A 24069-nucleotide genomic window follows, 5' to 3' on the forward strand; every position below is an offset into this window, starting at 1 on the left:
AACTCCCTGATCGACGCCGGTGGGCGGGGTTGACTGGGGGGATGGAGAGTGGGGAGTTGCGGCGGGTCTACGAGGAGCTGCTCGCCGAGGTGGAAGCGGGTGGGTTCGGGCCGCCGGGGACCGGGCAGCTCAGTGCCGAGCAGCTCGTGGCGCACCTCGCCGTCAACGACGAGCTGATGAGCGAGGCCACCGAGGCCGTGCTCGCCGGCTCGCCGTACGCCTTCTACGACCTGGCGGGCGTCCACCGGCCGGAGCTGGACGCGCTGGTCGCCGAGTGCGGCGGGCTGGCCGGGCTGGCCACCCTGCTGCGCGCCACCAGTCAGAAGCTCTGCGCGCTGGTCGACCGCCTCGGCCCGACGGCGGACACCTCGGTGGAGACCCACCTGCGGGAGGGCTACGACCTGGTGGTCGACGGCCCGCTGCCCTGGTCCCGCACGCTCGACCTGCACACCCGCGTCCACCTGCCCAAGCACCTGGCCCAGCTGCGGGTCATGCGATCCGCCGAGCCGGTCACCGCCGACCGTCCGGCCGTCGACCGGTCCCTCCCGGCGTAGCCGACCGGTCCGGTGAATCTGCGCCGCTGGGCCGAGGCCCGCCGGTCGGAGTTGGACATGGTCGGACCGGGCCTGTTCCGGCACCGGATGCGGGTGGCGGCGCCGATGATCGCCCAGTCCGCGCTGCTCGCCGGCGCGGCGTGGTGGATCGCCCAGACGGTCTTCGACCATGAGAGCCCGATCTTCGCCGCCACCGCGTCGCTGATCTGCCTGACCGCGGGGATGGGCGGACGAGCGCGGCAGGCCCTCGACCTGTTCGTCGGGGTGCTGAGCGGTGTCCTGGTCGGGACGGTGGTGCGCGCCCTCGACGCGGGCAACGAGGTCTGGCTGATCGCGCCAGCGATCGCCCTGTCCATGACCCTGGCCGCGCTCGTCGACCCGCGGCCGTTGACCTACATCCAGTCCGGTGGGGCCGTGCTGATCGTGGTGGCGGTGGGGTCGGCGAGTTCGCCCACGGACTACGTCCTCGACGCCGCGGTCGGTGGCGCGATCGGTCTGGTCGGCAGTCAGGTGCTCTTCACGCCCGACCCGGTGAAGCTGGTCACCGCCCCGGTCCGGGAGATCCTGCGGGATTTCGGTGCGGCGCTGCGCATCGCGGCCGAGTCGTTGCACACGGGCGCACCGGAGCGGGCGGGCACCGCCTGCGAGGACGCGCGCGACGCGCACGCCCGGCTCGGCGCCCTCACCCAGGCGCGGATGGCGGCCCGGCGGGTGAGTGGTCGGACCGTGCGCGGGCGCCGCAGGGCCGCCCATCTACGGCGGGTCAACCGGCCCCTCGACGACATCGACGTGCTCGGCGCCGCCGTCCTGCTGCTCTGCGACGACGTGCAGGCCCTGCTCGCGTCCGATCCCACGCCCATGCCGGGGCGGCTGCCGACCCGGTTGACCGAGCTGGCCGACGGGTTGACGGAGCTGGCCGACCATCCGCTGTTGTCCATGTCGGGCGAACCGAGCGACCAGCCCGGAGGCCGGCCGCATCCCGGCATCTCGCCCCACCCCGAGCCGTCCCCGGCGACCGAGGTCCACCTCAGCGACGCACTCGCCGCGCTGCACCGCCTGCGCACCGCCGCCTCCGACCCGTCGCCCTGACCCCGGGCCGGCTCGACGCTAGGGCAGCGGACCCGGGGCGGTGCGGCCGGCCGGCCGGTGCCGGCGACGGTCACCGGGGAACGACCGGCCTCCCGGCTGGGCCCGCCGGAACGCCCCCGGTGTGGCACCGAGGGAGGTGCGGAACGCGTCGATGAAACTGCTGGGCTTGTCCCAGCCGCAGGCGTAGCTGACGCTGGTGACGGTCGCACCGTCGGCGAGGAGGACGAGTGCGTGCAGCAGCCGTACGCGGTTGCGGAGCTGGGGGTAGGTCAGGCCGAGTTGCTCGCGGCACAGCCGGGACAGGGTACGGGCGCTGGTGCCCAGCTCCACCGCCACGTCGTCGAGCGATCGGACCTGGGCCGGATTCGCGGTGAGCCCGGCCAGCAGCCGTTGCAGGCGCCCGTCCCGGGGCGGCGGTATGAGCAGCGGCGCGACGCCCTCGTCGTGCAGTTCGTCCAGCAGGACCGCCACCAGCCGGTCGCGTCGTCGCCCGGTCGGAGTGGTCGTGGTCAGCCGCTGGATGACCTCCCGCATCAGCGGGCTGACCCAGAGCATCGTCGGGTCGGTCGGCGCGCCGTCGTGGTGCGGCAGCAGCAGGGTGTGCAGCTGGGCCGCGCGGTCGGCCCGGTGGGCGTGCGTGACGCCGGCGGGAATCCAGACCGCCCGGGTCGGTGCGGGCACCACCCACGCGCCGACCGCCGTGGTGACCGTCAAAATCCCCGAGGCCGCGTAGACCAGTTGCGGCTGCTCGTGCTGGTGCCAGTCGATCGTCCCGCTGCGGGGCAGGTCGTGCACCGCGGCGAGGTGCGTGTGGCGGGAGACCGGCATCACCCGACCCTATTACGGGTTTCCGGCGGTGAAACGGCCCGGCGATGCTGTGGCGGTGGCTCTGCGAACCGACCAGCCGTCGACCGTCCCGCTCGATCGCGGCATCACCCGCGCCCGGTGGGTGCTCTGCGTCGGGCACGCGGTCGACGACCTCTATCAGGGCGCCGTGCCGGCGCTGATCCCGTACCTGGCCCTCGCCCGGCACTACGACTACGCCGCCGCCGCGGGCATCACCCTCGCCGCGACGCTGCTCTCCTCCCTGGCGCAGCCGCTGTTCGGCATGCTGACCGACCGGCGGCCGGTGCCCCGCCTGATCCCGTACGGACTGGCGCTGGCCGGGTTGGGCATCGGCCTGTCCGGGCTCGGCGAGTCCTACCTGCTGACCTGGTTGGCGGTCGCCCTTTCCGGACTCGGCGTCGCGGCCTACCACCCGGAGGCCGCCCGCGCCGCGCGGGCCGCGAGCGCCGGCAGTCACGTGGCGATGAGCTGGTTCTCCGTCGCCGGCACCCTGGGGTTCACCGCCGCCCCGCTGCTCGTCCCCCTGGTCGTCGAGTCGGGTGGCGTCGCGGCCACCCCACTGCTGGCCGTGCCCGCCCTGGTCATGGCCGTGGTGACCGGGTACGCCCTGCCGGCGCTGCGTCGACCCCGCGCCGCCGGGCCGCCGGCGTCTGCCGGAGCGCCCGCGGGCCCCGACCAGTGGCGTCCGTTCCTGCGGCTCAGCGCGGTCATCATGGCGCGGTCGATCATCGCCTTCGGTATCTCGACCTTCCTCGTCCTGTTCACCCAGCAACGACTGTCCGCCGGTCCGCACACCGGACAGGCGGTCCTGCTCACGTTCTTCGCCGCCGGCGTGCTGGGCACCCTGTGGGGTGGCCGGCTGGCCGAGCGGCACAGCCGGGTACGGATCATGCGCGTCGCCTACCTGGCCACCGTCCCGGGCCTGCTGGTCCTGCTGTTCGCCCCCAGGCACTGGCTGCTGCTCGGCGCGGCCTGGACGGCGGTCGCCCTCAACGTGCCCTTCTCCCTGCACGTCACCCTCGGCCAGGACTACCTGCCCAACCGGATCGGTACGGCCAGCGGCGTCACCCTCGGCCTGGCGGTGAGCGTCGGCGGGCTGGCCGCCCCGCTGATCGGTACGCTCGCCGACCGCACCACCCTCCAGGCGGCGCTCACCACGCTCCTGCTCTGCTCGGCCGCCGCCGTCCTGCTCACCATCGGGCTGCACGACCCGACGGCACGCGACGGACGGGCGACCTCCGGCGGGTGAGCGCCGCGGCGCCTTCCGGGCAGGCCGCTGGTGTCCGGTGCGTCAGGGGCGGCGGTAGGTCGAGGGGAGACGCCGATGCGTGTGTGCGGTTGCTGGCGCAGGGCGGCGGCGGTGCCGGTGCCGGTGGCGGCGCCCACCGCGCGGGCCTGGAGCTACCGGGGCCGACCGGTCAGCCGACGGTCCACTGCTGCTGGGCCGCGCCGGTGCAGGGAACCTGCCACAACTCGTCGCCCGCCTCGGTGCCGCCGTCCTTGACCTCAGCGCACTTGCCGGAGTGCACCGCGACGAGCAGCACCGGGCCGGTGCCGACCGGGGTCAGCCGCCACTGCTGGTTGGCCTGCCCGTGGCAGCCGAACTGCTGGAGCTTCGCGCCGTCGTCGGTGCCGCCGCCCTCGACGTCCAGGCACTGCCGGTACGCGGTGTTGGTGAGGGTGAACAGGTCCGGGGCGACCGGGTTGGCCACCCACTGCTGCTCCGGCCCGCCGGTGCAGGCGGCCAGCTCCGCCTTGGCCTTCTCGTCCTCGTCGTCGGTGCCCAGGCAGAGTCCCGAGACGACCGCGCGGAACACCTTCGGCCCCGCCGCCGGCGCGGGCGGGGTGGCGGGCGCCGCGGTCGGCGAGGGCGCCGCCGGGGTCGGGGCCACCTCGGGCACCTCCGGCACCGGTTCCTCGGTGGGCGGCGCGGCCGCGGCCACCGCCGGCACCACCGGCTGGTCGTCGCCGCCACCGAGCACCCCGGTCGCGAAGAAGACCCCCAGGAGTACACCGACCAGGCCGGTGGCGAGCGCGACCCGCATCAGCGGGTCCCGGGGCAGCCGGGAGCGGGGGGTGCGGCCGGAGCCGTAGACGGTGCCGGCCGGATCGTGGCGTGCGTCGGGGACGGACATGTGGGCATCCTGACCCACGGACCGGGCGGACGGCCAGCCGCCCCGGACCCGAGGTGGTTCAGTCGACGACCGTGACGTCCTTCCAGAACGCCACCCGGTCGCGGACCATCTCCGCCTCGGGCTTCGGCTCCGGGTAGTACCAGACGGCGTCCGGGCTGGTCCGGCCGTCGTGCTCCAGGGTGTAGTAGGAGGCGGTGCCCTTCCACGGGCAGAACGTGTGGGTGCCGGACTCGGTGATCAGGTCGTTGCGCAGGGCGGACCGGGGGAAGTAGTGGTTGCCCTCCACCACGATGGTGTCGTCGCTCTCGGCGATGATCAGGTCGTTCCAGACGGCTTTCGGCATGGGCTCCACGCTATGCCGCGCGCGCCGCCGCGACCACCGAACGGCCGGCGGCTCAGCGGGACGGCTCCGGGTCGGTCACGTCGGCGACGGTCGCCCCGAGCGTCGTGATCGCCGCGTCGGCGGCCAGCGCGACGGCGGTGCCGGGTTCGCCCGCGCCGAGGGTGATCTCCCGGCCGCGCAGCCGCTCGTCGGCGACGACCGGCCAGGCGGTGCTGGCGCCGAACGGGGTGATGGTGCCGCGCTCGTAGCCGGTGGCCGCGCGGGCCGCCTCGGCGTCGGGCATGGAGAGCCGGTTGACGCCGAGCAGCGCCCGCAGCCGGGGCCACGAGATCACCCGGTCGCCGGGGGTGAGGACGAAGACGTGGTCGTCCGGGCCGCGGCGGACCACGATCGTCTTGACCACGTCGGGGACCGCCACGCCGCGGGCGGCGGCCGCCTCGGCGAGGCTGCGCACCGGCCCGTGCCGGATTACCCGGTACGGCAGGCCGGCGGCGTCCAGGGCGGCGAGGGCGGGCGACGACATGCCCGCCACGGTAACGCGGAGTGTCGGATCCTGGATGCGAAAAGGCCACCGTGGACATCCCACGAGAAGTGCCTCCGGCGCGTAAAGTGATCTCATGCGCGCGCTGCGTGATCATGAACAGGCGGTGGACACGCTGCGGCGGTCGTACTCCGCCGTGCCCCCGGGCCAACCCGTCCGCCTCGCCAAGCGCACGTCCAACCTGTTCCGTCCCCGGACGGCCACCGGCTCGCCGGGGCTGGACGTCTCCGGCCTCGACGGGGTGCTCGCCGTCGACCCGCACGCCCGCACCGCCGACGTGCAGGGCATGTGCACCTACGAGGACCTCGTCGACGCCACCCTCCGGCACGGACTGATGCCGCTGGTGGTGCCGCAGCTGCGAACGATCACCCTGGGCGGTGCGGTCACCGGGCTCGGCATCGAGTCCACCTCGTTCCACAACGGCCTGCCGCACGAGTCGGTGCGCGAACTCGACGTGCTCACCGGCGCCAACGAGATCGTCACCGCCCGGCCCGACGGCCCGCACGCCGACCTCTTCGTCACCTTCCCCAACTCGCTGGGCAGCCTCGGCTACGCCACCCGGCTGCGCATCGAGCTCCAACCGGTGTGCCACGCGGTGGCCCTGCGCAACGTCCGCTTCACCCGGTTGGAGGAGCTCACCGACGCGATCGGCGAGGTGATCGCCAAGGGCCAGTGGGACGGGCAGCCCGTCGACGCCATGGACGGGGTGATGTTCAGCCCCGGCGAGGCGTACCTGGTGCTCGGCACCTTCACCGACGACGCGCCGCCGCTGAGCGACTACACCGGCCAGGCGATCTACTACCGCTCGCTGCGCGAGCGCACCCACGACGCGTTGAGCACCTACCACTACCTCTGGCGCTGGGACACCGACTGGTTCTGGTGCTCGTCGGCGTTCGGCGTGCAGCATCCGGTGGTCCGCCGGCTCTGGCCGGCCCGCTGGCGGCGCAGCGACGTCTACCACCGCCTGGTCCGGTTCGAGCACCGGCACCAGGTGGCCGCCCGGGTGGACCGCTGGCGGGGCCGACCGGCCCGGGAACGGGTGGTGCAGGACGTGGAGATCCCGCTCGACGGGACGGCCGACTTCCTGCGCTGGTTCGCCGAGCACGTCGGGATGACCCCGGTCTGGCTCTGCCCGCTGCGGCTGCGTGAGCCGTCCGGGCCCGGCTCGGCGCGGACCTGGCCGCTGTATCCGCTCCGGCCCGGGCAGAGCTACGTCAACATCGGCTTCTGGGGGAGCGTGCCCATCGCCGAGGGCGCGGCGGACGGCGACGTGAACCGCTCGATCGAGCGGGCGGTGTCGGAGGCGGGCGGGCACAAGTCGCTCTACTCGGACGCGTACTACGACCGAGCGGCCTTCGACCGGCTCTACGGCGGGGAGACCTGGCGTGCCGTCAAGGACCGCTACGACCCGGATCACCGGCTCACCGGACTCTACGAGAAGGCGGTTGCACGGAAATGAGCCTGACCGACCGAGAACAGGGGGCGAGCAGTTCCCCCGCCACACCACCGCCGGGGGGCCGGCGTACGGGCCCGACCGTCGCGGACGTCGTCCGCGCGCTGACCACCGGCGACCTCCCGGTGCGGGTCACCGGGTACGACGGCAGCGTGCTCGGCCCGGCCGACAGCGGCATCACGCTCTCCATCTGCTCCGAGCGCGGCCTGACGTACCTGCTCACCGCCCCGGGTGACCTGGGCATGGCCCGGGCGTACGTCAGCGGCGACCTCCGGCTGGACGGCGTGCCCCCCGGCGACCCGTACGAGGCGTTGCGGGTGCTCAAGGACGAGCTGCGACTGCGTACGCCGTCGATGGCCGAGGGGCTGAACCTGGTGCGCGGGCTGGGCTGGGAGCGGCTGCTGCCCCCGCCGCCCCCGCCGCAGGAGGCGCAGCCGCGCTGGCGGCGGGTGATGAACGGGTTGCGGCACTCCCGGTCGCGGGACAGCACCGCCATCTCGCACCACTACGACGTCTCGAACGCCTTCTACGAGAAGGTGCTCGGCCCGTCGATGACGTACACCTGCGCGGTCTACCGCAGCCCGGACGACACCCTGGAGCAGGCCCAGGCCGCCAAGTACGACCTGGTCGCCGGCAAGCTCGCGCTCCGGCCCGGGATGCGGCTGCTCGACGTCGGCTGCGGCTGGGGCGGCATGGTCCGCCATGCGGCCCGGGAGTACGGCGTGCGGGCGCTCGGGGTGACCCTGTCGAAGGCCCAGGCGCAGTGGGCGCAGGCGGCGATCGAGCGGGAGGGGCTGACCGGGCTGGCCGAGGTGCGCCACCTGGACTACCGCGACGCCCCGCAGCAGCACTTCGACGCGATCTCCTCGATCGGGTTGACCGAGCACATCGGGGTGCGCAACTACCCCGCCTACTTCCGGGCGCTGCGCGACCGGCTGCGCCCGGGCGGTCGGCTGCTCAACCACTGCATCACCCGGGCCGACAACCGCGCCCCGCACCGTTCCGGCGCGTTCATCGACCGGTACGTCTTCCCCGACGGCGAGCTGGCCGGGCCGGGGCGGCTGATCGGCGAGGTGCACGACGCCGGGCTGGAGGTGCACCACGAGGAGAACCTGCGCCAGCACTACGCGCTGACCCTGGCCGCCTGGTGCCGCAACCTGGTGGAGCACTGGGACTTCTGCGTCCGTGAGGTGGGGCAGGGGAGGGCGCGCGTCTGGGGCCTCTACATGGCCGGTTCGCGGATGGCGTTCGAGCGCAACGGCATCCAGTTGCACCAGGTGCTGGCGACCCACAACGGACCGGACGGGGCGGCGTCGTACCCGCTGCGGCCGGACTGGACGCCCTGACCCGCACTCTTCCGACGAAGGCCGCGCCGCACCGGCGCGGCCTTCGTCGAACCCGTTGACAAAGAAGTTTTGTACGTACAAGCTTGTTTTTGCCATGAGAGACGTCCTGTACCTGGAGCAGATCGAGCAGGCCGAAGCCCTGCTCAAGCCGCAGCGTGTCGAGGTGCTGCGGCAACTGGCCGACCCCCGCACCTGCACCGAGGTCGCCGCCCGCCTGGAGCAGACCCCGCAGCGGGTCTACTACCACGTCAAGCAGCTGGTCGCGGCCGGCCTGGTCGAGCGGGTGTCCGAGCGCCGGGTGCGCGGCATCAGCGAGGGCATCTACCAGGCCGCCGCCCGGTCGTACTGGCTCTCGCCGCGGCTGGTCGGGCGGATCGGCGGGCTGCGCCGGGCCCGCGACGAGCTGAGCCTGGGCTACCTGCTCGACCTGATGGAGGAGGTCCAGGCGGACGTCGCGGCGCTCGACCGGAGCGCGCCGGAGCTGCCCTCGATCGGGGTCTCCGGTGAGATCCGCGTGCCGGCCGAGCGCCGGCAGGAGTTCCTGCACGACCTGCAGTCGACGCTGCAGGACCTGTTCACCCGCTACGGGGGCGCCGAGGGAGACGCCTTCAAGCTCGCCGTGGCCTGTTATCCCAAGGAGAGCGACCGTGACTGAACCGATGAAGCTGGGAGCCCGTCTCGCCGCGCCGATCGACGCCGTCCGCCGGGCGCTGACCGACCCGGTCGAGCTGCGCGCGTGGTTCGCCGAGCACGTCGAGGTCGAGCTGCCGCACCGGTACGAGTTCTGGGGGCGCTTCACCCCGGAGGGCGACGCCCCGCACCAGCGCCTGCTGCACGTCGACGACGAGACGCTGCGCTTCGCCTGGCTGCTCGACGGCGTGGAGACCACCAGCGAGATACGGCTGACGCCCGACGGGCCGGAGTCGACCGTGCTGACCCTCACCCAGAGCCACTTCGACTTCGCCGAGGCGATGAGCGGCAGCAGCATCCGCGGCGTGCTCCAGACCTGGTGGAGCCTCTCCATTGCCAACCTCGCCTCCCACCTGGACGGTCGCCCGCTGCTGCCGAAGACCGACTTCACCGCCGCAGACCTGCGCGGTGAGCTGCTGATCGGCGCCGCGGCGGACAGGGTGTGGCAGTCGCTGACCGACTCCGAGCAGGCCAGCGCCTGGTTCGGCTACCCGATCGGGATCGAGCCCTGGGTCGGTGGCCGCTACGCCATGGGCGGATTCGAGGCCGGCAACGCGGCCAAGGTCGTCGACCTGGAGCCCGGCCGGAAGCTCTCCGTGGACTGGGGACCCATCGGCGTCAGCACCTGGGAGCTGGCCGAGTCGGACGGGAAGACGAAGCTGACCTTCGTGCAGAGCGGCTTCGACGAGGCCAACCCGCCGTACGGCGCGTGGAGCGGCGTGGTGTCGGGCCTCTACGAGCTGCGCCGCTTCAACGAGGAGGCCGACTGGCAGCCGATCTGGCTGCCCGCCGAGATCCCGTCCGGAGCCTGACCGCGCCAGCCTCGCCGGCACCGTTTCAACCCGGTGCCGGCGGGCGCGGCTCGGATGGGCTCGGCCCGGTTCGGCCTGACGCGTCTGGCTGACTGTTGTTGAGCACCCTGTAGAGCTGATGACGTAAACGATTCAGCCACCACTGGTCCGTCTCGGCGGTCGGTCTGATTCGTTTTCGTCATCAGCTCTAAAGGACCGACACCGACCCCTCGGCCCCAGGAGTCCACAGCCATCCCGACGAGGTGTTCAGCCTTCCGCACCACCGGCTCGGGACCGTGGCCTGTCGCCTCCGGTTCCGAAGCGGCGAGCAGCTTTGGTTCCCGCACCCGTGCAGGTGAAAACGAGATCAGAGGTGATTAATCGCGCCCGGTTGGGTACTGCCGGTCGATGTTCTTCATCTTTGGCTTCCGCACCAAGGTCGACCGGTCGGGCGTGGTCACCGCGGTCTGCCGCAACTGTCGCAACCAGGCCGCGCAGGTGATCACCCGCCGGTCGACGAAGTTCACCCTCTTCTTCATCCCCCTCATCCCGGTACGCACCCGCTACGTGCAGCAGTGCTCGTTCTGCGGCGCGGAGTACGGGATCTCCGCCGACGAGGCCCGTCGCCTCCCGGTCGGCTGATCCGCCGATGGCCCGTTTCCTCTGCTGGCTGATCGGTCGGGAACCGGTCGCGCCGGCCCCGGCCCCGGTGCACACCGTTTCCCGCCCGCCGTGCGCCCCGGGCCGGCGCCGGCACCGCCGTCGCCGACGGCCGCTCGCCGGGGCCGAGTCGCCCCGCTCCCCCTGGAACCGGTCGGCGGACCGCTGACCCTGTGATCTTCCAGCCGCGCACCGCCGTTGGCCGGAGCCGACGCGGCGCCGCCGGCCGTGCGGTTGTCGGTCGGCCGACTATCGTGGCCTGTCGTGACGAGCACCGCGCAGCGCCTGGCCCAGATCCGCGGCGACGTCCCGCCGAAGCGGCACAACGCCCGGACCATCGCCGCGCTGACCGGTAACCCCGGCTGCACCCGGCGGGCCGTGCTGGACGGCGCGGGCGTGGACAAGCCGAGGCTGGCCGAGCGGATCGGCTTCCCGGCCCGCTTCGGGCAGTCCCGGTTCGCCATCGGCCGGGGCAACGCGTTCGAGGCGCGGGTGAAGGCCGACGGCGGCGTGGAGCTGCTGCGGCTGGTCGCCGAGCGGTTGGGCGTACCGGTGCCGGAGCGGGCGAGCTGGACCGATCTGGGGGGCGCGGACGGCCTGCCCGACCGGCACGAGCGGTCCCGGGCCGCGCTGACCGCCGGCGGGCCGGAGGCGGCGCTCTTCGACCATCCGCTGCTCGGGTTGGACGTCGCCGGGCAGCGGGTGCACCTGGAACCGGACCTGGTCGCCGCACGGCTCGCCGGCCGCTTCCACGTCGTGGAGATCAAGTCGTTTCCGGTGATCGACGGCCAGGCCGACCCGGCCAAGGTCGCCGCCGCCGCCATCCAGTCCGCCGTCTACGTGCTGGCGCTGCGCGAGCTGCTGTCCGCCGAGGGCCACCCGGAGGAGCTGGTCTCGCACGACGTGGTGCTGGTCTGCCCGCGCGATTTCGCCAACCAGCCGGTGGCCAGCCTGATCGACGTGCGCAAGCAGTTGCTGGCGCTGCGCCGCCAACTGGACCGGATGGCCCGGCTGGACGGCCTGCTCGACGCCGTCGGAGCGGACTTCACCGCCGACCCGACGGCCGACCCGGCGACGCTGGTCGCCGCGCTGCGCCGGGTCGAGGCCCGCTACGCCCCGGAGTGCCTGGCCAGCTGCGAGCTGGCGTACTTCTGCCGGGACGAGGCGCGGGGCCGGACCGGGGCGCTGGGCCGGCCGGTCCGGGAGGCGCTCGGCGGCATCGACGCGGTGGACGAGGTGCTGGCGCTGGCCGCCGGCGAGCGCACACCCGCGCCGGAGCAGGCGGAGGCCGCCGCGCTGTTGCGGGCCGCGGCCCGCCTGCGCGCCGACGCCCTCACCGGCGACCCCGCATGAGTACGCTCCGCGCGCCCCGCCGCGCGCCGGCCGCACCGATCCGGAGGCCCGCATGACCACCCTCCGCGCGCTGGCGAAGGCGCAGGCGCTCGCCGCCGGGGTGGCCCAGCCGGTGGCCACCGTTCGTCACCTGCACCTGGCGGAGCGGCCGCTGGTGCTGGTGCCGCTGGCCATGGCCGGCGAGGCCAACGCCCCGCTCGCCGCGCTGGTGGGCGCCGCGGCAGACGAGGCGCGGCTGCTGATCGTGCCGCAGCCCCGCAACCGGGACCAGCGCTACCGGTTCGCCGCCGAGCTGGCCGCGATCGTGCTGCCGTACCTGGAGGAGTTCCGGGGCGTCTCCGAGGCGGTGCCGGTGGACCGGGGCCGGGACGTCCGCCACCGGTACGTCGACGCGCCGCAGCTGCTGGTGCCCAACCCGGCGGGGGTCGGCTTCCTGCGGCTGCTCGGGCGCTCCACCCGGTTCCGCCGGCCGGACGGCGACCATCCGGTGCACCCGACGGTGCCGCTGCTCGGGCGGTGGCTGACGTTCTTCGCCGAGCGGGCCGAGCACCCCGGCTCGGCGGCGCTGGTGGCGATGACCGACGCGCTGACCCTGCACTGGGCCACCGGGCAGAGCGCGGTGGAGGACCTGCATTTGCCCGCCCTGCTCGGCTGGATCGACCCGCCGCCCGGGCTGACGGGGGTCGAGGCCGCGGCCCGGGCCGAGGACCCGGCGCGCTGCCCGCCGGCCGGACCGGCCACCGACCCGGACTTCGACAACCGGGTGCTCGCCCCGGCCATCGCCGCGTACGCCGACAGCGCCGACGACCCCGACGCGCTCGCCGGGGCGTACGCGGAGCTGGAGCGGGTGCTGCGCGACCAGCTCGCGCCCACCTGGGAGCTGATGTGGCGCGGCGTCGGGTTGCTGCGGGCCCTGCCGCCCGGGGCCCGGGTGGCCGGCCGGTGGGACGGCGACAAGGACGCGTTCACCGGTCACGCCGAGCACGTGGACTCCGGCGGCGGGCCGCAGCCGCGACGGGACGGGGCGGTGGTCGCCGCCCAGCGGCTGCACCGGCTGGAACGCGCCCTGACCTCGTACGCGGTGCAGCGCGCCTACGACGACCCCCTGGTCATGGCGGAGCACCGGCTGACCGGGGAGGCGTTCGTCGGTGAGGTGACCCTGGCCGACGCGAAGCGGGTCGACGACAGCGGTCGGCGGCCGGTGCTGCGGCCCCGGATCCAGGTGGTCACCACCGAACCGGTGCTGGTGCCGGTCGGTGCGACGCTGTGGTCGCCGGCCCGGCCCGCGCAGAAGGCGAAGGTGGTCTTCCTCACTCCGGCCGCCGACGGGAAGACCGAGGTGGTGCTGGAGCTCTCCGGCGGGATGGGCCGGGGGTTGACCGCGCCGCCGGGCAGCGTCCCCGAGGTGGGGGAGCGGCTCTGCTGGACCACCCTGTCGGACGCGTTCATGCCGGCGGGGGCGTTTCCCGCGCCGGAGGAGACCCCGTGGACGCACGGTGGCCCGCCGCTGGCGCGGGCCGACGACGCGCCGGCCGTGGTCGACGGCGATCCGGTCGAGGAGTGGGCCTGACGCCAGGGTCGATCGGCCCTGGCGGGGTGTGAGGGCGCTGACTAGGCTCTGATGGTTGTCGTCCGTGACCGGTCCCCACCCGTCGAGGTGCGCCCAGCAAAGAAGCCGGAGCGATCACCGTGCTGCCCCAGGACGTCCGCCGCGAGGTCGTCGTGCCGCCCCGGCCGTCGCGTACCCGTCGGGCGGCCGCGGTCGCCGCGGCGCTGGTGGTCCTCGCCGAAGCGGTCTGGCTGGTCGCGGAGCTGCCCGACGCGGCCCTGGCCAGCGACCTGGGCGCGGTCGCGGTGGCGGCCTGGGCGACGGCCACCTGCGCCGACGCGGCGCGCCGGCAGCCCGTGGCGGTGCGCCGGTTCTGGACGCTGCTCGCGCTGACCATGGGCCTCGCCGCCGTGGGCCGCACCCTCTGGACGGTCGACCGGCTCGACGGGCACGAGTTGCCGCACACCCCGCTGGTCGGGGTCGTCTTCACCGCCGGCATCGTCACCGGCACCGCCGCGCTGCTCTGCTCGCTCTCCGCGCCGCTCAGCGCGGTCGGCCGGGCCCGGACGCTCCTCGACGGGGCGATCGTCGCCCTGGCCCTGATCCCGATCGGCTGGGTGGTGGTGTTCCGGGACGTCGCCGCCGCCGACCTCGCCGACCCGCTGCGCACCTACGGCCTGCTCTACCCGATGTTCGACCTGATGCAGCTGACCATCCTGGTGGCGGTGGCCGGACCGGCCCGCCCGGTGTGGCGGCCGCTGACCCTGATCGGGGTGAGCCTGGCGATCCGCGCCGGGGCGGACACGGTCTACGTCTCGCTCGTCGCGCACGCCAGCTACGCCCCGGGCCACCCGATCGACGTCTGCTGGCCGCTGAGCTACCTGCTGATCGGCGTCGCCGCCACCCGCCCGCCCCCGCCCGACCACGACGAGGCGGACGAACCCGCCGACCCGCCGCCGCTGCCCTGGTGGCGGGTGACCCTGCCGTACCTGCCGGTCGGTGGCGCGATCGTCGCGGTGGTGCTGGCCCGCCGGCCCACCGGGCAGACCCCGCACCTGGTCTTCGTCGGCATGATGACGCTGCTCGGCATGCTCGCCCTGCGCCAGGGGCTCGCCGCGAACGAGAACCTGCGGCTGGTCGCCCGGCTGCGCCGGCTGGCCTACGCCGACCAGCTCACCGGGCTGCCGAACCGGCTGATGTTCAACCGGCAGCTGCGCCGGGCGCTGCGCGACGGCCCACCGGTCGCCGTGCTGCTGCTCGACCTGGACGGCTTCAAGCAGGTCAACGACCGGTTCGGGCACGCCACCGGGGACAGCCTGCTGACCAGCATCGCCGAGCGGATGCGCCGGGCCGTCGGCCGCGACGGGACGATCGCCCGGCTCGGCGGCGACGAGTTCGCCGTGCTGGTCGACAACCGGCCGGTCCCGCCGGAACGGCTGGCGCAGCGACTGCTGGCCGCCCTGCAACCGCTGCCCGGCGAGGACGACCTGGGGGTGCGTCCGTCGGCCAGCATCGGCATCGCCGAGTACGGCCCGCAGCACACCTCCCACACCGACCTGCTCCGCGACGCCGACATCGCCATGTACGCGGCCAAGGCCGCCGGCAAGTCCGCGTACCGGACCTGCACGCCGGCGCTGCGCGAGTCGGCGGTGACGCGGGCCGAGCTGATCGCCGAGCTGCGCCGGGCGGTCGACGAGGGCCAGTTGGTCCTGGAGTTCCAACCCATCGTCGACCTGGCCACCGGGGCGGTGTGCAGCGCCGAGGCCCTGGTGCGCTGGCGCCATCCCCGGCTGGGCACCCTGCGGCCGGCGGCGTTCCTGCCGCTGGCCGAGGAGACCGGGCTGATCGTCCCGATCGACCGCTGGGTGATCCACGAGGCGTGCCGGGCCGCCGCGACGTGGCGGCAGTGGGCGCCGGAGGCGACCGTGGCGGTGAACATCGCCGCCGCGCACCTGCGCCGTCCCGACCTGATCGCCACGGTCTCCGAGGCCGTCGCCGGCGCCGGCCTGGCGCCCCGGGCGCTGACCCTGGAGCTGACCGAGTCGGCCCTGATCGACGGCACCGAGGCGGTGCTGGAGCGGCTGCGCCAGCTGCGCGAGCTGGGCATCCGGATCGCCATCGACGACTTCGGCACCGGCTACTCGTCGTTGAGCTACCTGCACCGCATCCCGGCCACCGAGCTGAAGATCGACCGCTCGTTCGTGTCCCGGATCGAGGCCGATCCGCGGGCGTACGCGACGGTGGAGATGGTGACCCGGCTGGCCGCCGCGTTCGACCTGGTGGTGGTGGCCGAGGGGGTGGAGACCGAGGGGCAGCACGCGGCGGTCACCGCGATCGGCTGCCGGCACGGCCAGGGCTACCGGTACGGCCGCCCCGGCGACCTGGCCGCGCTGCGCCCGACCTCCGCCCCGGTCTGACCGACCGACCCGATCGGGGAGTGCGGGATCGGTGCGGGCGGGGTGGCCGGGGTCGCAGAATCGGGCTTGACCCTCACGCAACGGCAGGCGGGAGCCTTGGTCGCGGAAGGGAGGGAACCATGGCGTACACGGTGGGACAGGTGGCGAAGGCGGGCCGGGTGACGGTCCGGACGCTGCACCACTACGACGAGATCGGGTTGCTCTCGCCGAGTGGCCGCACCGCGGCGGGCTACCGCCGCTACGACGACGCGGACCTGGAGCGGTTGCAGTTGATCCGCTACTACCGGGAGCTGGGGTTCCCGCTGGATGAGATCGCGGCGATCCTCGACGACCCGGCCGCCGACCCGGCGGCGCACCTGCGCCGGCAGCGCGAGCTGCTGACCGGGCGGATCGGGAAGTTGCAGGAGATGGTCGCGGCGATCGAGCTCGCGATGGAGGCGAGAAGGATGGGCGTTCAACTGACCCCCGAGGAGCGGTTCGAGGTCTTCGGCGACTTCGACCCGGACGCGCACGCCGAGGAGGCCGAGCAGCGCTGGGGTGACACCGACGCGTACCGGGAGTCGAACCGGCGGGTGGCCGGTTACTCGAAGGAGGACTGGCTGCGGCACAAGGCGGAGAACGAGGACTGGGCGCGGCGACTCACCGCGGTGCTGGCCTCCGGTGCGCCGGCCGACTCGCCGGAGGCGATGGCGCTGGCCGAGGAGCACCGGCAGATCATCGTCCGCTGGTTCTACGACTGCTCGTACGAGATGCACACCGGGCTGGCCGACATGTACCTGGCCGACCCGCGCTTCACCGAGTACTACGAGAAGATCGCGCCGGGGCTGGCGGCGTACCTGAGCGAGGCGATCCACGCCAACGCGATCAGCCGCGCCTGACCCGGTTGTCGGCCTCGGGTGGTATGCCTGACAGGCGCGTCCGTCCTGTCAGGCACACCCCCGGAGGTCACCAGTGCTCATCGTCGCCGGCAGTCTCTACGTCGACCCGGCCGGGCGGGACGCCTACCTGGCCTCCTGTGTGGAGGTGGTCCGGCAGGCCCGGTCCGCGCCGGGTTGCGTCGACTTCGCGATCGGCGCGGACCTGGTCGAGCCGGGCCGGATCAACGTGTACGAGCGCTGGGAGTCCGAACCGCAGCTGCTCGACTTCCGTGGCTCCGGCCCGGCCGACGAGCAGGCCGCGGCGATCCGCGGCGCGGAGGTGCACCGGTACCCGATCTCCGACGTGCAGGCGCCCTGACCGGTGCCCGCCGCGCCGGGACACCCGCGGGTGTCCCGGCTAGGCTGGCCGGACCGTACTGTCATCAGCGTCGATCGGCTCGGCCGGCGGGCGCACCCCCACGCCGGGAGAAGTCCGTGAAGCACCCGAAGCTGACCGTGACCGGCGCGCTCCTCGCCGCCGTCCTCGCCGCCACCGGCGGCTGCACGGCGAAGGGCGGCGACGAGCCGACCCCCATCCCGAGCCCGACCGGTCCGGCCGCCGACGCCGACCCGGCCACCGTCCTGGCCGACGCGGCGGCGAAGGTCGACCAGCAGAGCTACCGGTTGAAACTCGGCTCCGGCAGTGGCGGGGACGGCACCACCCTGGTCTGGGACCCGAAGGGCCGCCGGGGCCTGGAGACCACCGTGCTGGCGGTGCCGAACGGCACGGTGACCATCGAACGACTGACCACCGGCCCGGAGGTCTACGTGAAGGTCACCGCCCCGGACCGCCGGGTACCGGCCTGGGACGGGCGTACCTGGTGGCACGTCGGCGCGGCGGCGACGGCCCGGCGCAACGGCCTGGACACCACCCGGGTGGCGAGCACGCTGCGCGCGTCGGCCGACGTCCGACGCGCCGGCGAGCGCGCGTACGCCGGCACCCTCGACCTGCGCGACAGCGCCGCCGTCCTGGGTGCGGGCGTCGGCGGGGTGCTCGGCGCCGGCGCGGGCGCCGTGCCTTTCACCGCCCGCGTGGACGAGCAGGGTCGGCTGGTGCACTACCGGATCGAGCTGCCCGGCGAGAAGGGTCGGGCCTCGGCGCTCGACCTGGCGTACGCCGACTTCGGCCTGCCGGTGCCGGCGGAGCAGCCGGCGGCGGAGCTGATCGGCGAGGACCCGCCGGCCAACATCCCCGGCGCCTGACCCCGTCCGGCCCGGGGCGCTACAGGAACAGGTCCAGCACCAGCACGCCGAGGAAGCCAACCACCGAGATGATGGTTTCCATCACCGACCAGCTCTTGATGGTCTGCCCGACGGTCAGCCCGAAGTACTCCTTGACCAGCCAGAAGCCGGCGTCGTTGACGTGCGAGAAGAAGAGCGACCCGCAGCCGATGGCCAGCGCCAGCAGCGCCACCTCCGGCCCCTGGAGGGTCGCCGCGAGCGGCGCGACGATGCCCGCCGCGGTGATGGTGGCGACGGTCGCCGAGCCGGTCGCCACCCGGATGCCGACGGCCACCAGCCAGCCCAGCAGCAGCGGCGAGAGGTTCGCGCCCTCGGCGGCGTCCGCCACCAGGCTGCCCACGCCGGCGTCGACCAGCACCTGCTTGAAGCCGCCACCGGCCGCGACGATCAGCAGGATGCCGGCGATGGGCGGCAGCGACCCGCCGAGGAAACCGGAAACCTGGGTACGACTGAACCCGGTCCGGTAACCCAGGAAGATCATCGCGAAGATGACCCCGGCCAGCAGGGCGACGATCGGGGTGCCGACGATGTCCAACGCCTTGCGTCCTCCGGTGCCCTCGGCCAGGAACAGCTCGCCGATCGCCCGCAGCAGCATCAGCACCACCGGCAGCAGGACGGTGACGACCGCGGCCCACAGGGCGGGGGAGCGGCGCGCCCGCACCGCCTCGGTGCCGGCCTCGTCGATCGGCGCGCCGGGGTGGCCGGTGCCCGGGTTGACCAGGTCGTCGGAGTTGACCAGGTCGCCGTCGGCGTCGGCCGGGCCGCGTCCGGTGCCCGCCGACCCCCGCCCGCCGGCGACCGAGATCGGCCGGCGGGTGGGCAGCAACGCCTCCGGCACGGTGGCGGGCACGTAGCGGGCGATGAAGTTGCCGAAGACCGGACCGGCGACGATCACCGTCGGGATGGCGACCAGCAGGCCCAGCGCGAGGGTCTGGCCGAGGTCGGCGCCGAGGGCGTCGATCGCGACCAGCGGGCCGGGGTGCGGCGGCACGAGACCGTGCAGCACCGACAGGCCGGCCAGCGCCGGGATGCCGATCTTCATCAGCGGTACGTCCACCCGCAGCGAGACCAGCAGCACGATCGGCACCAGCAGCACCACGCCGACCTCGAAGAAGAGCGGCAGGCCGATCAGCGAGGCCACCCCCGCCATCGCCCAGGGCAGGGCCCGGCCGGAGACCCGGCCGACCACCCGTTCGACGATGCTGTCCGCGCCCCCGCTCTCGGCGAGCAGGCCGCCGATCATGGCGCCGAGCGCGATCAGCAGGCCCACCCCGCCCACGGTGGAGCCCACCCCGCCGCTGAACGATTTGACGATCGCCTCGGGGGTCACGCCGGCGACCACGCCCAGCACGGCCGCGCCGAGGATCAGCGACAGGAACGGGTGGACCTTGCCCCAGGCGATGAGGAGCACCACCGCGGCGATGCCCAGCAACGCCGCGACGATCAGTTGGGCGTCACCGGCGTCGGTGAGCGGTTCGGCCGGTGCGGCGAGCAGAGTGACCACGGCTATCACGACCTTCGGTAGGCGTACGTGACGGGGGACGGGCGATCACATGGGGGAGGCGCGCGGGGTCGGCTCAGGCGGTAGCCCGGGGGCCAGCCGTCGCAGCGAGATGAACGTGGGCACCAGGGCGTCGTACAGCTCGGAGAAGAGCGGGAGCAGGGCGGCGTAGGTGGCGGCGGCGGCCGGGTCGGGATGGATCGTCTCGTCGATCTCCACCAGGTCGGCGGCGACCTCGATGGAGGGGATCAGGCCGAGCGCCTGCATGCCCAGCAGCGCCGCCCCGAAGCTGGAACCCTCGTGCCCGGCGGGGAAGCGCACCGGCATGCCGAGCGCGTCGGCGAGCATCTGCCGCCACAGCGGACTGCGGGCGAAGCCGCCGCTGGCCCGGATCTCGCGCACCTCGTTGCCGGCCGCCCGGACCGACGCCAGCACCAGGGCGAGCTGCTGGCACACCCCCTCCAGCGCCGCCCGGACCAGGTGCTCACGCCGGTGGCCGTGGGTCAACCCGACGTACGCCCCGCGGGGCAGCGCGCTCCAGTGCGGCGCCCGCTCGCTCAGCAGGTACGGCAGCATGATCAGCCCGCCGGACCCGACCGGGGCGCGTTCGGCCAGGGCGAGCAGCTCCTCCTCGGAGTGCTCACCCAGCTCCGGGGCGAGCGCGTCGCCCGCCCACTGGAGCACGATGCCGCCGTTGTTGATCGCCCCGCCGACCACCCAACGGTCCTCGGTCAGGGCGTAGCAGAACACCCCGCCGAGCGGGTCGACGGCGGGCCGTTCCACGGCCACCCGCATCGCGCCGGAGGTGCCGATCGAGCAGGCCACCACGCCGGGCTTCACCGCGCCGAGACCCAGGTTGGCCAGCGGCCCGTCGCCCGCGCCGACCACCACCGGGATGTCGGCGGGCAGCCCGGTCGCCGCGGCGGCCGCCGGAGTCAGGCCGGGCAGCACGGTGGTGGTGGTGACCAGCCGGGGCAGCTGCTCCGCGGTGATCCCGGCGATACTCAGCGCCTCGGGGTCCCAGGCCAGCCGCTGGATGTCCATCAGCCCGGTGGCGGAGGCCACCGAGTGGTCGGTGACCAGCGCGCCGGTCAGCCGCAGCAGCACCCAGTCCTTGATGCCGACCCAGTGCGCGACCCGCGCGAAGAGCATCGGCTCCTGCTCGGCGTACCAGACCAGCTTCGGCAGCGGTGCCATCGGATGCACCGGGGTGCCGGTGCGCCGGTGCAGGACCAGCCCGGACGGCATGGCGCGCAGCCGCTCCGCCTGCGCGCTGGACCGGGAGTCGGCCCAGGTCAACGACGGGGTCAGCGGGACGCCGTCGGGGTCCAGGCCGATCAGGCTGTGCATCGCGGTGCTGAACGACAGCCCGGCCACCGGGCCGGGCAGCTCGCCGGCCACGGTACGCAGGCACTCGACGACCGCGTCGAAGATCAGCTGCGGATCCTGCTCGGCCCAGCCCGGGTGCGGATCCTCCAGCGGATAGCCGACCGAGTGGTGGGCGAGCCGGTCGCCTCCGGTGTCGTACGCGACGACCTTGGTGCTGGTGGTGCCGATGTCGACGCCGAGCACGACGGGCTCGTCCACCGGTGCACCTCCTCGGTCCGCGCCGAGCTGCCTCGTCGCCCTCGGCTGCGGCTGACGTTACCCACGGTTCCCGCACCCCGCACGGCGCACCGGGCGATCCCTCGCCACCACCGGCACCGAACGCGAATCGACGCAGCGATATAGGACTATCGTCCGAATCGCTCCGCCGATCGGGTGATTCGCCCGGTTCGGCATGTCCGCCGGACTCGCGGAAGCCGTTGAAGGGGTGACACCCCGGTTGGTGGCTCGCGCGACGGAGGAGTCGGCGTGGCAGAAACTGATTCGACGGGTTCCACCTGGCGCTACACCTGGGCACGCAAGCAGAACGAGCGGCGACAGCGGACGTACCGCGACGCCGAGCGGGCCTGGCGACGACGAGACGACGAACTGCGGCGGCTCCGTGCCCTCGCCGTCGACCTGCACGGGTCGGTGGCGGCGGGCGCCGGACTGCCGCTGGAACTCACCCCCGGCGAGCTGGTCCTCTGGACCCTGCCCGCCGCGCAACTGGTCGAGGTCCGGCACACCGCGGTGCTGCCCGCCCCGGACCTGACCGTCGAGGCCGACGGGGCGCCGCTGCACCACCGCCTCCCCGACGGGGTCAAGGCCACCGACGCCGGCATCGCCGTCGTCACCAACCGCCGGCTCGTGCTGCTCGGCGGGCGGGGCCGGCGCGACTGGGCGTACGGGAAGATGACCGGCCTGTCCCACGACCCGGCGGCGCCGGTGACGCTGATCCAGGTCCTGGACCGGCGGCAGGCCTCCGGGCTGCTGCTGCCGGCCACCGCCGCCGCCGAGTTCCGCTTCCTCCTCACGCTGGCCTTCGCCGACGCCATCGAGCAGCGGGCCACGGTCGTCGCGCAGCTCGACGAACTGATCGCCGAGCACGCCCAGACCCGGCCGTTCCGGCCGGCGATCGCCACCCCCGCCCAGGCCCGGTTCGTCACCCGGCTGCCCGGTGGTCGGCGCACCGTCGCCGTCGCCGCCGCGCTGGCCCTGGTCGTGCCGGCGGTGCTCCTCGACTCCGACCCACCGGTCACCACCGCCGCGGAGGTCGCCGCCGCGGCCACCCCCGCCGCCGCGCCGGTCCAGCTCGTTGCGCCCCGCCCGAAGCCCGCGCCGTCGGCGTCGCCGGCGCCCCGGCGGGCGTCGGCCGCGTCGCCGGCACCGCGACGTCCGACGACCCAGCCGGCCCCGGAGCGCGACCGGCTCTGCGGCGCACCGGCCAACCCCCTGGGGTACGACTACTGCGCCGAGGGTCGGCGGGTCCGCCAGCCCGACCACCGGATCTGCGACTTCTTCGACTGCGTGCAGGACTTCTGGGCCGGCCGCGGCTACCTGGTGCAGTGCCGCGACGGGCAGGTCAGCCTGACCGGCGGCCGCCCGGCCGCGTGCGCCGGCCATCGGGGCGTGCGCCGCATCGTGCACACCGCGCCGGGGCGGTGACTCAGGCGGCGAAGTCGGGCAGCGTGAGCGTGCCGTCGTCGGCGAGCGGGAAGCCCGGGTTGAAGGCGATCTCCCAGACGTGCCCGTCCGGGTCGGTGAAGCAGCCGGCGTACCCGCCGTAGAAGGTCTCCGCCGCCGGTCGGGTCAGCCGCGCGCCCGCCCGCACCGCCGTGGCCAGCACGTCGTCCACCTCGGCGGGGGAACGGACGTTCTGCGCCAGGGTCATCCCGCCGGGATCGGTGTCCGGCACGCCGGCGTCGGCGGCCAGCTTCTCCCGGCCCCACAACACCAGGGCCAGGCCACCGGCCTGGAAGAAGACGGTCTCCTCGACCTCCTGACCCCGCCAGCCGAGCGCCTCGTAGAAGGCGCGGGCGCGGGGGAGGTCGGCGACCCCGAGGGTGACCAGGCTGATCCGCTGCTCCATGCCCCGGACCGTACCGCCGGGATGGGTCACGTCGTCTGCCCCTACCGGGGTCGGTCCGTTCAGCGGCCTCGGCGGACGCCGAGGGCCAGCGGGAGCAGGCCGACGGCGACGAGCGCCGCGCCCACCGGCAGCAGGTCCAGGTCGACGGCGAGGGCGACGAAGCCGACCAGGACCAGTACCGGCGCCCAGGCCGGCAGCAGCCGTACCGTGACCGCCCGCACCAGCAGCGTGAGCAGGCCGAGCTGGAACAACACCGGCCCGGCGTCGAACACCGGGTCCGGCACGGTGTCGGCCACCGGCTCGAACAGGTCACCGACAATCACCCATCCGAACGCGGCGGCTCCCAGCAGCGTCGCCGCGGTCGCCACCTCGACGGCGATCCGCCATCCGCCGGACTGCCGGCCTGCCGCTGACAGGAACACCCGGCGCAGGGCGACCGCCAGCACGGCGAAGCCGACGATGCCGAGCAGGAAGAGGGTGTGCCCGATGTCCCAGGCCGGGCCGTTGTGGCGGTCGCCGTCGAAGCCGTCGATCCACCGGCAGATGCCGTAGGCGAACAGGAGGAGCGGGGCGGCGAGCGCGGCGCCTCGCACGGTTGGGGTCGCGGTCGTGCGGGTATCGGTGGCGGTCATTCGCCCAGGCTGGCAGGGGTCGGGCCTTCATTCATCGGGGTCTTCCTGTAGCCGTCCCCGGACGTCGCCCCGACCACCACCGGGGTCGCCGCCGCGCCGCGTGTCGGGGTGCGGCGGCCGCCGGGTGGCGAGCCTGCTCCACCATGTACGGCGTGATCCACTTCAGGCGCAAGCGGCGCAAGAAGAAGCGGGACCGCTGCGACAACTGCACCGTCGACTGCGACTTCTGCGACGGGCCGGACTGCTGCGACTTCGGGCTCTTCTCCTTCCTGCTCACCCTCGGCGCGGCCACCGCCCGGGTCAGCCGGGCACCGGTCGTCGACCGGGCCGGCCGGGCGGCGATCCTCGGCTACCGTCGGTGGCTGTCGCACCGCTGGCCCGGCCAGTGCCGCTACACCCCGACGTGCAGCGCGTACGGCCTCACGGCCGTGGAGCGGTACGGGCTGGCGGTCGGTGGGCGGATGGCGGCGGACCGGCTGCGCCGCTGCAAGCCGTGGGTGCCCCGGGGCATCCACGACCCGGTGCGATAACCGGTCGCCGGGGGTGCGCCCCGGCG

24 protein-coding genes are annotated in these 24069 nt (G+C 74.2%); 16 read left to right on the forward strand and 8 right to left on the reverse strand.

Annotated elements, in window-relative coordinates; genetic code table 11:
- Positions 1-41: 41 nt before the first annotated feature.
- Both V6U79_RS00755 and V6U79_RS00760 read left to right on the forward strand, forming a co-directional pair.
- Positions 42-554 (forward strand): hypothetical protein, encoded by a 513-nt coding sequence (locus tag V6U79_RS00755; RefSeq protein WP_334613076.1) that lies wholly within the window; start codon positions 42-44, stop codon positions 552-554.
- A 12-nt stretch (positions 555-566) separates the two neighbouring features.
- A complete protein-coding gene (locus V6U79_RS00760) occupies positions 567-1643 on the forward strand; it encodes an FUSC family protein (RefSeq protein ID WP_334613077.1) in 1077 nt (358 codons plus the stop codon).
- Positions 1644-1661: 18 nt separating this feature from the next.
- On the opposite strand, the gene V6U79_RS00765 is transcribed toward V6U79_RS00760, so the two are convergent.
- Positions 1662-2471, reverse strand: a complete 810-nt coding sequence (locus V6U79_RS00765; protein WP_334613078.1) for an AraC family transcriptional regulator — start codon at positions 2469-2471, stop codon at positions 1662-1664.
- A gap of 55 nt (positions 2472-2526) precedes the next feature.
- On the opposite strand from V6U79_RS00765, the gene V6U79_RS00770 reads away from it, so the two are divergent.
- The gene (locus V6U79_RS00770) at positions 2527-3738 is read left to right on the forward strand and encodes an MFS transporter (RefSeq protein WP_334613079.1); all 1212 of its coding nucleotides are present in this window, start codon (positions 2527-2529) and stop codon (positions 3736-3738) included.
- Between the two features lie 169 nt (positions 3739-3907).
- On the opposite strand, the gene V6U79_RS00775 is transcribed toward V6U79_RS00770, so the two are convergent.
- The 3 genes from V6U79_RS00775 to V6U79_RS00785 are packed head-to-tail and all read right to left on the reverse strand — an operon-like array spanning position 3908 to position 5490.
- Complete coding sequence (locus tag V6U79_RS00775; protein WP_334613080.1) at positions 3908-4624, reverse strand: RICIN domain-containing protein; 717 nt, start codon at positions 4622-4624, stop codon at positions 3908-3910.
- Positions 4625-4682: 58 nt separating this feature from the next.
- Positions 4683-4967, reverse strand: a complete 285-nt coding sequence (locus V6U79_RS00780) for a DUF427 domain-containing protein (RefSeq protein ID WP_334613081.1) — start codon at positions 4965-4967, stop codon at positions 4683-4685.
- A gap of 52 nt (positions 4968-5019) precedes the next feature.
- Positions 5020-5490, reverse strand: coding sequence for an aminoacyl-tRNA deacylase (locus V6U79_RS00785; protein ID WP_334613082.1), 471 nt, complete (start codon positions 5488-5490; stop codon positions 5020-5022).
- 94 nt (positions 5491-5584) lie between these two features.
- Between V6U79_RS00785 and V6U79_RS00790 the strand changes: the two genes are divergently transcribed.
- From V6U79_RS00790 to V6U79_RS00840, 11 genes are all read left to right on the forward strand, one after another.
- Positions 5585-6967 (forward strand): FAD-binding oxidoreductase, encoded by a 1383-nt coding sequence (locus tag V6U79_RS00790; RefSeq protein ID WP_334613083.1) that lies wholly within the window; start codon positions 5585-5587, stop codon positions 6965-6967.
- Positions 6964-8307, forward strand: coding sequence for a class I SAM-dependent methyltransferase (locus tag V6U79_RS00795; RefSeq protein ID WP_334613084.1), 1344 nt, complete (start codon positions 6964-6966; stop codon positions 8305-8307). Before V6U79_RS00790 ends, V6U79_RS00795 begins: the two co-directional genes overlap by 4 nt.
- A gap of 94 nt (positions 8308-8401) precedes the next feature.
- Entirely contained in the window at positions 8402-8962 is a 561-nt protein-coding gene (locus V6U79_RS00800; RefSeq protein WP_334519561.1) for a helix-turn-helix domain-containing protein, read from the forward strand.
- The gene (locus V6U79_RS00805; protein ID WP_334613085.1) at positions 8955-9809 is read left to right on the forward strand and encodes an SRPBCC family protein; all 855 of its coding nucleotides are present in this window, start codon (positions 8955-8957) and stop codon (positions 9807-9809) included. The genes V6U79_RS00800 and V6U79_RS00805 overlap by 8 nt, the downstream gene beginning before the upstream one ends.
- Before the next feature lie 387 nt (positions 9810-10196).
- On the forward strand, positions 10197-10430 hold the full coding sequence (locus tag V6U79_RS00810; protein WP_334519557.1) for a zinc-ribbon domain-containing protein: 234 nt from the start codon (positions 10197-10199) through the stop codon (positions 10428-10430).
- 282 nt (positions 10431-10712) lie between these two features.
- Positions 10713-11801 carry a hypothetical protein gene (locus V6U79_RS00815; protein WP_334613086.1) on the forward strand — a complete coding sequence of 363 codons (1089 nt, stop codon included), beginning with the start codon at positions 10713-10715 and terminating at the stop codon, positions 11799-11801.
- A 52-nt stretch (positions 11802-11853) separates the two neighbouring features.
- Positions 11854-13371: a hypothetical protein gene (locus V6U79_RS00820; RefSeq protein WP_334613087.1), complete on the forward strand. Its 1518-nt coding sequence runs from the start codon at positions 11854-11856 to the stop codon at positions 13369-13371.
- 119 nt (positions 13372-13490) lie between these two features.
- Positions 13491-15767, forward strand: a complete 2277-nt coding sequence (locus V6U79_RS00825; protein ID WP_334613088.1) for a putative bifunctional diguanylate cyclase/phosphodiesterase — start codon at positions 13491-13493, stop codon at positions 15765-15767.
- 119 nt (positions 15768-15886) lie between these two features.
- Entirely contained in the window at positions 15887-16645 is a 759-nt protein-coding gene (locus V6U79_RS00830; protein ID WP_334519545.1) for a MerR family transcriptional regulator, read from the forward strand.
- A gap of 73 nt (positions 16646-16718) precedes the next feature.
- Positions 16719-17003, forward strand: a complete 285-nt coding sequence (locus V6U79_RS00835) for a putative quinol monooxygenase (protein WP_334613089.1) — start codon at positions 16719-16721, stop codon at positions 17001-17003.
- A 116-nt stretch (positions 17004-17119) separates the two neighbouring features.
- Positions 17120-17887 carry a hypothetical protein gene (locus tag V6U79_RS00840; protein ID WP_334613090.1) on the forward strand — a complete coding sequence of 256 codons (768 nt, stop codon included), beginning with the start codon at positions 17120-17122 and terminating at the stop codon, positions 17885-17887.
- Positions 17888-17906: 19 nt separating this feature from the next.
- Here the strand turns inward: V6U79_RS00840 and V6U79_RS00845 are convergent, their stop codons facing one another.
- Positions 17907-19430, reverse strand: coding sequence for a GntP family permease (locus V6U79_RS00845; protein ID WP_334613091.1), 1524 nt, complete (start codon positions 19428-19430; stop codon positions 17907-17909).
- 45 nt (positions 19431-19475) lie between these two features.
- Complete coding sequence (locus V6U79_RS00850; RefSeq protein ID WP_334613092.1) at positions 19476-21014, reverse strand: gluconokinase; 1539 nt, start codon at positions 21012-21014, stop codon at positions 19476-19478.
- A gap of 267 nt (positions 21015-21281) precedes the next feature.
- Between V6U79_RS00850 and V6U79_RS00855 the strand changes: the two genes are divergently transcribed.
- Positions 21282-22457: a hypothetical protein gene (locus V6U79_RS00855; protein ID WP_334613093.1), complete on the forward strand. Its 1176-nt coding sequence runs from the start codon at positions 21282-21284 to the stop codon at positions 22455-22457.
- A gap of 1 nt (position 22458) precedes the next feature.
- On the opposite strand, the gene V6U79_RS00860 is transcribed toward V6U79_RS00855, so the two are convergent.
- Together V6U79_RS00860 and V6U79_RS00865 are read right to left on the reverse strand one after the other, a co-directional pair.
- Positions 22459-22881, reverse strand: a complete 423-nt coding sequence (locus V6U79_RS00860; RefSeq protein ID WP_334613094.1) for a VOC family protein — start codon at positions 22879-22881, stop codon at positions 22459-22461.
- A 59-nt stretch (positions 22882-22940) separates the two neighbouring features.
- Positions 22941-23513, reverse strand: a complete 573-nt coding sequence (locus tag V6U79_RS00865; RefSeq protein ID WP_334613095.1) for a hypothetical protein — start codon at positions 23511-23513, stop codon at positions 22941-22943.
- Between the two features lie 143 nt (positions 23514-23656).
- Between V6U79_RS00865 and yidD the strand changes: the two genes are divergently transcribed.
- Complete coding sequence (gene yidD, locus V6U79_RS00870) at positions 23657-24043, forward strand: membrane protein insertion efficiency factor YidD (RefSeq protein ID WP_334613096.1); 387 nt, start codon at positions 23657-23659, stop codon at positions 24041-24043.
- Positions 24044-24069: the final 26 nt, after the last annotated feature.

The organism is Micromonospora psammae (assembly GCF_036902725.1).
Taxonomy (GTDB): Bacteria; Actinomycetota; Actinomycetes; order Mycobacteriales; family Micromonosporaceae; genus Micromonospora.

What these genes read in the sequence shown, in the direction of transcription:
- V6U79_RS00800 (WP_334519561.1), top strand. Translation starts at nt 8,402, where the DNA reads ATGAGAGACGTCCTGTACCTGGAGCAGATCGAGCAGGCCGAAGCCCTG.
- V6U79_RS00790 (WP_334613083.1), top strand. Translation starts at nt 5,585, where the DNA reads ATGCGCGCGCTGCGTGATCATGAACAGGCGGTGGACACGCTGCGGCGG.
- yidD (WP_334613096.1), top strand. Translation starts at nt 23,657, where the DNA reads ATGTACGGCGTGATCCACTTCAGGCGCAAGCGGCGCAAGAAGAAGCGG.
- V6U79_RS00775 (WP_334613080.1), bottom strand. Translation starts at nt 4,624, where the DNA reads ATGTCCGTCCCCGACGCACGCCACGATCCGGCCGGCACCGTCTACGGC.
- V6U79_RS00820 (WP_334613087.1), top strand. Translation starts at nt 11,854, where the DNA reads ATGACCACCCTCCGCGCGCTGGCGAAGGCGCAGGCGCTCGCCGCCGGG.
- V6U79_RS00830 (WP_334519545.1), top strand. Translation starts at nt 15,887, where the DNA reads ATGGCGTACACGGTGGGACAGGTGGCGAAGGCGGGCCGGGTGACGGTC.
- V6U79_RS00860 (WP_334613094.1), bottom strand. Translation starts at nt 22,881, where the DNA reads ATGGAGCAGCGGATCAGCCTGGTCACCCTCGGGGTCGCCGACCTCCCC.
- V6U79_RS00755 (WP_334613076.1), top strand. Translation starts at nt 42, where the DNA reads ATGGAGAGTGGGGAGTTGCGGCGGGTCTACGAGGAGCTGCTCGCCGAG.
- V6U79_RS00795 (WP_334613084.1), top strand. Translation starts at nt 6,964, where the DNA reads ATGAGCCTGACCGACCGAGAACAGGGGGCGAGCAGTTCCCCCGCCACA.
- V6U79_RS00780 (WP_334613081.1), bottom strand. Translation starts at nt 4,967, where the DNA reads ATGCCGAAAGCCGTCTGGAACGACCTGATCATCGCCGAGAGCGACGAC.
- V6U79_RS00810 (WP_334519557.1), top strand. Translation starts at nt 10,197, where the DNA reads ATGTTCTTCATCTTTGGCTTCCGCACCAAGGTCGACCGGTCGGGCGTG.
- V6U79_RS00765 (WP_334613078.1), bottom strand. Translation starts at nt 2,471, where the DNA reads ATGCCGGTCTCCCGCCACACGCACCTCGCCGCGGTGCACGACCTGCCC.
- V6U79_RS00865 (WP_334613095.1), bottom strand. Translation starts at nt 23,513, where the DNA reads ATGACCGCCACCGATACCCGCACGACCGCGACCCCAACCGTGCGAGGC.
- V6U79_RS00785 (WP_334613082.1), bottom strand. Translation starts at nt 5,490, where the DNA reads ATGTCGTCGCCCGCCCTCGCCGCCCTGGACGCCGCCGGCCTGCCGTAC.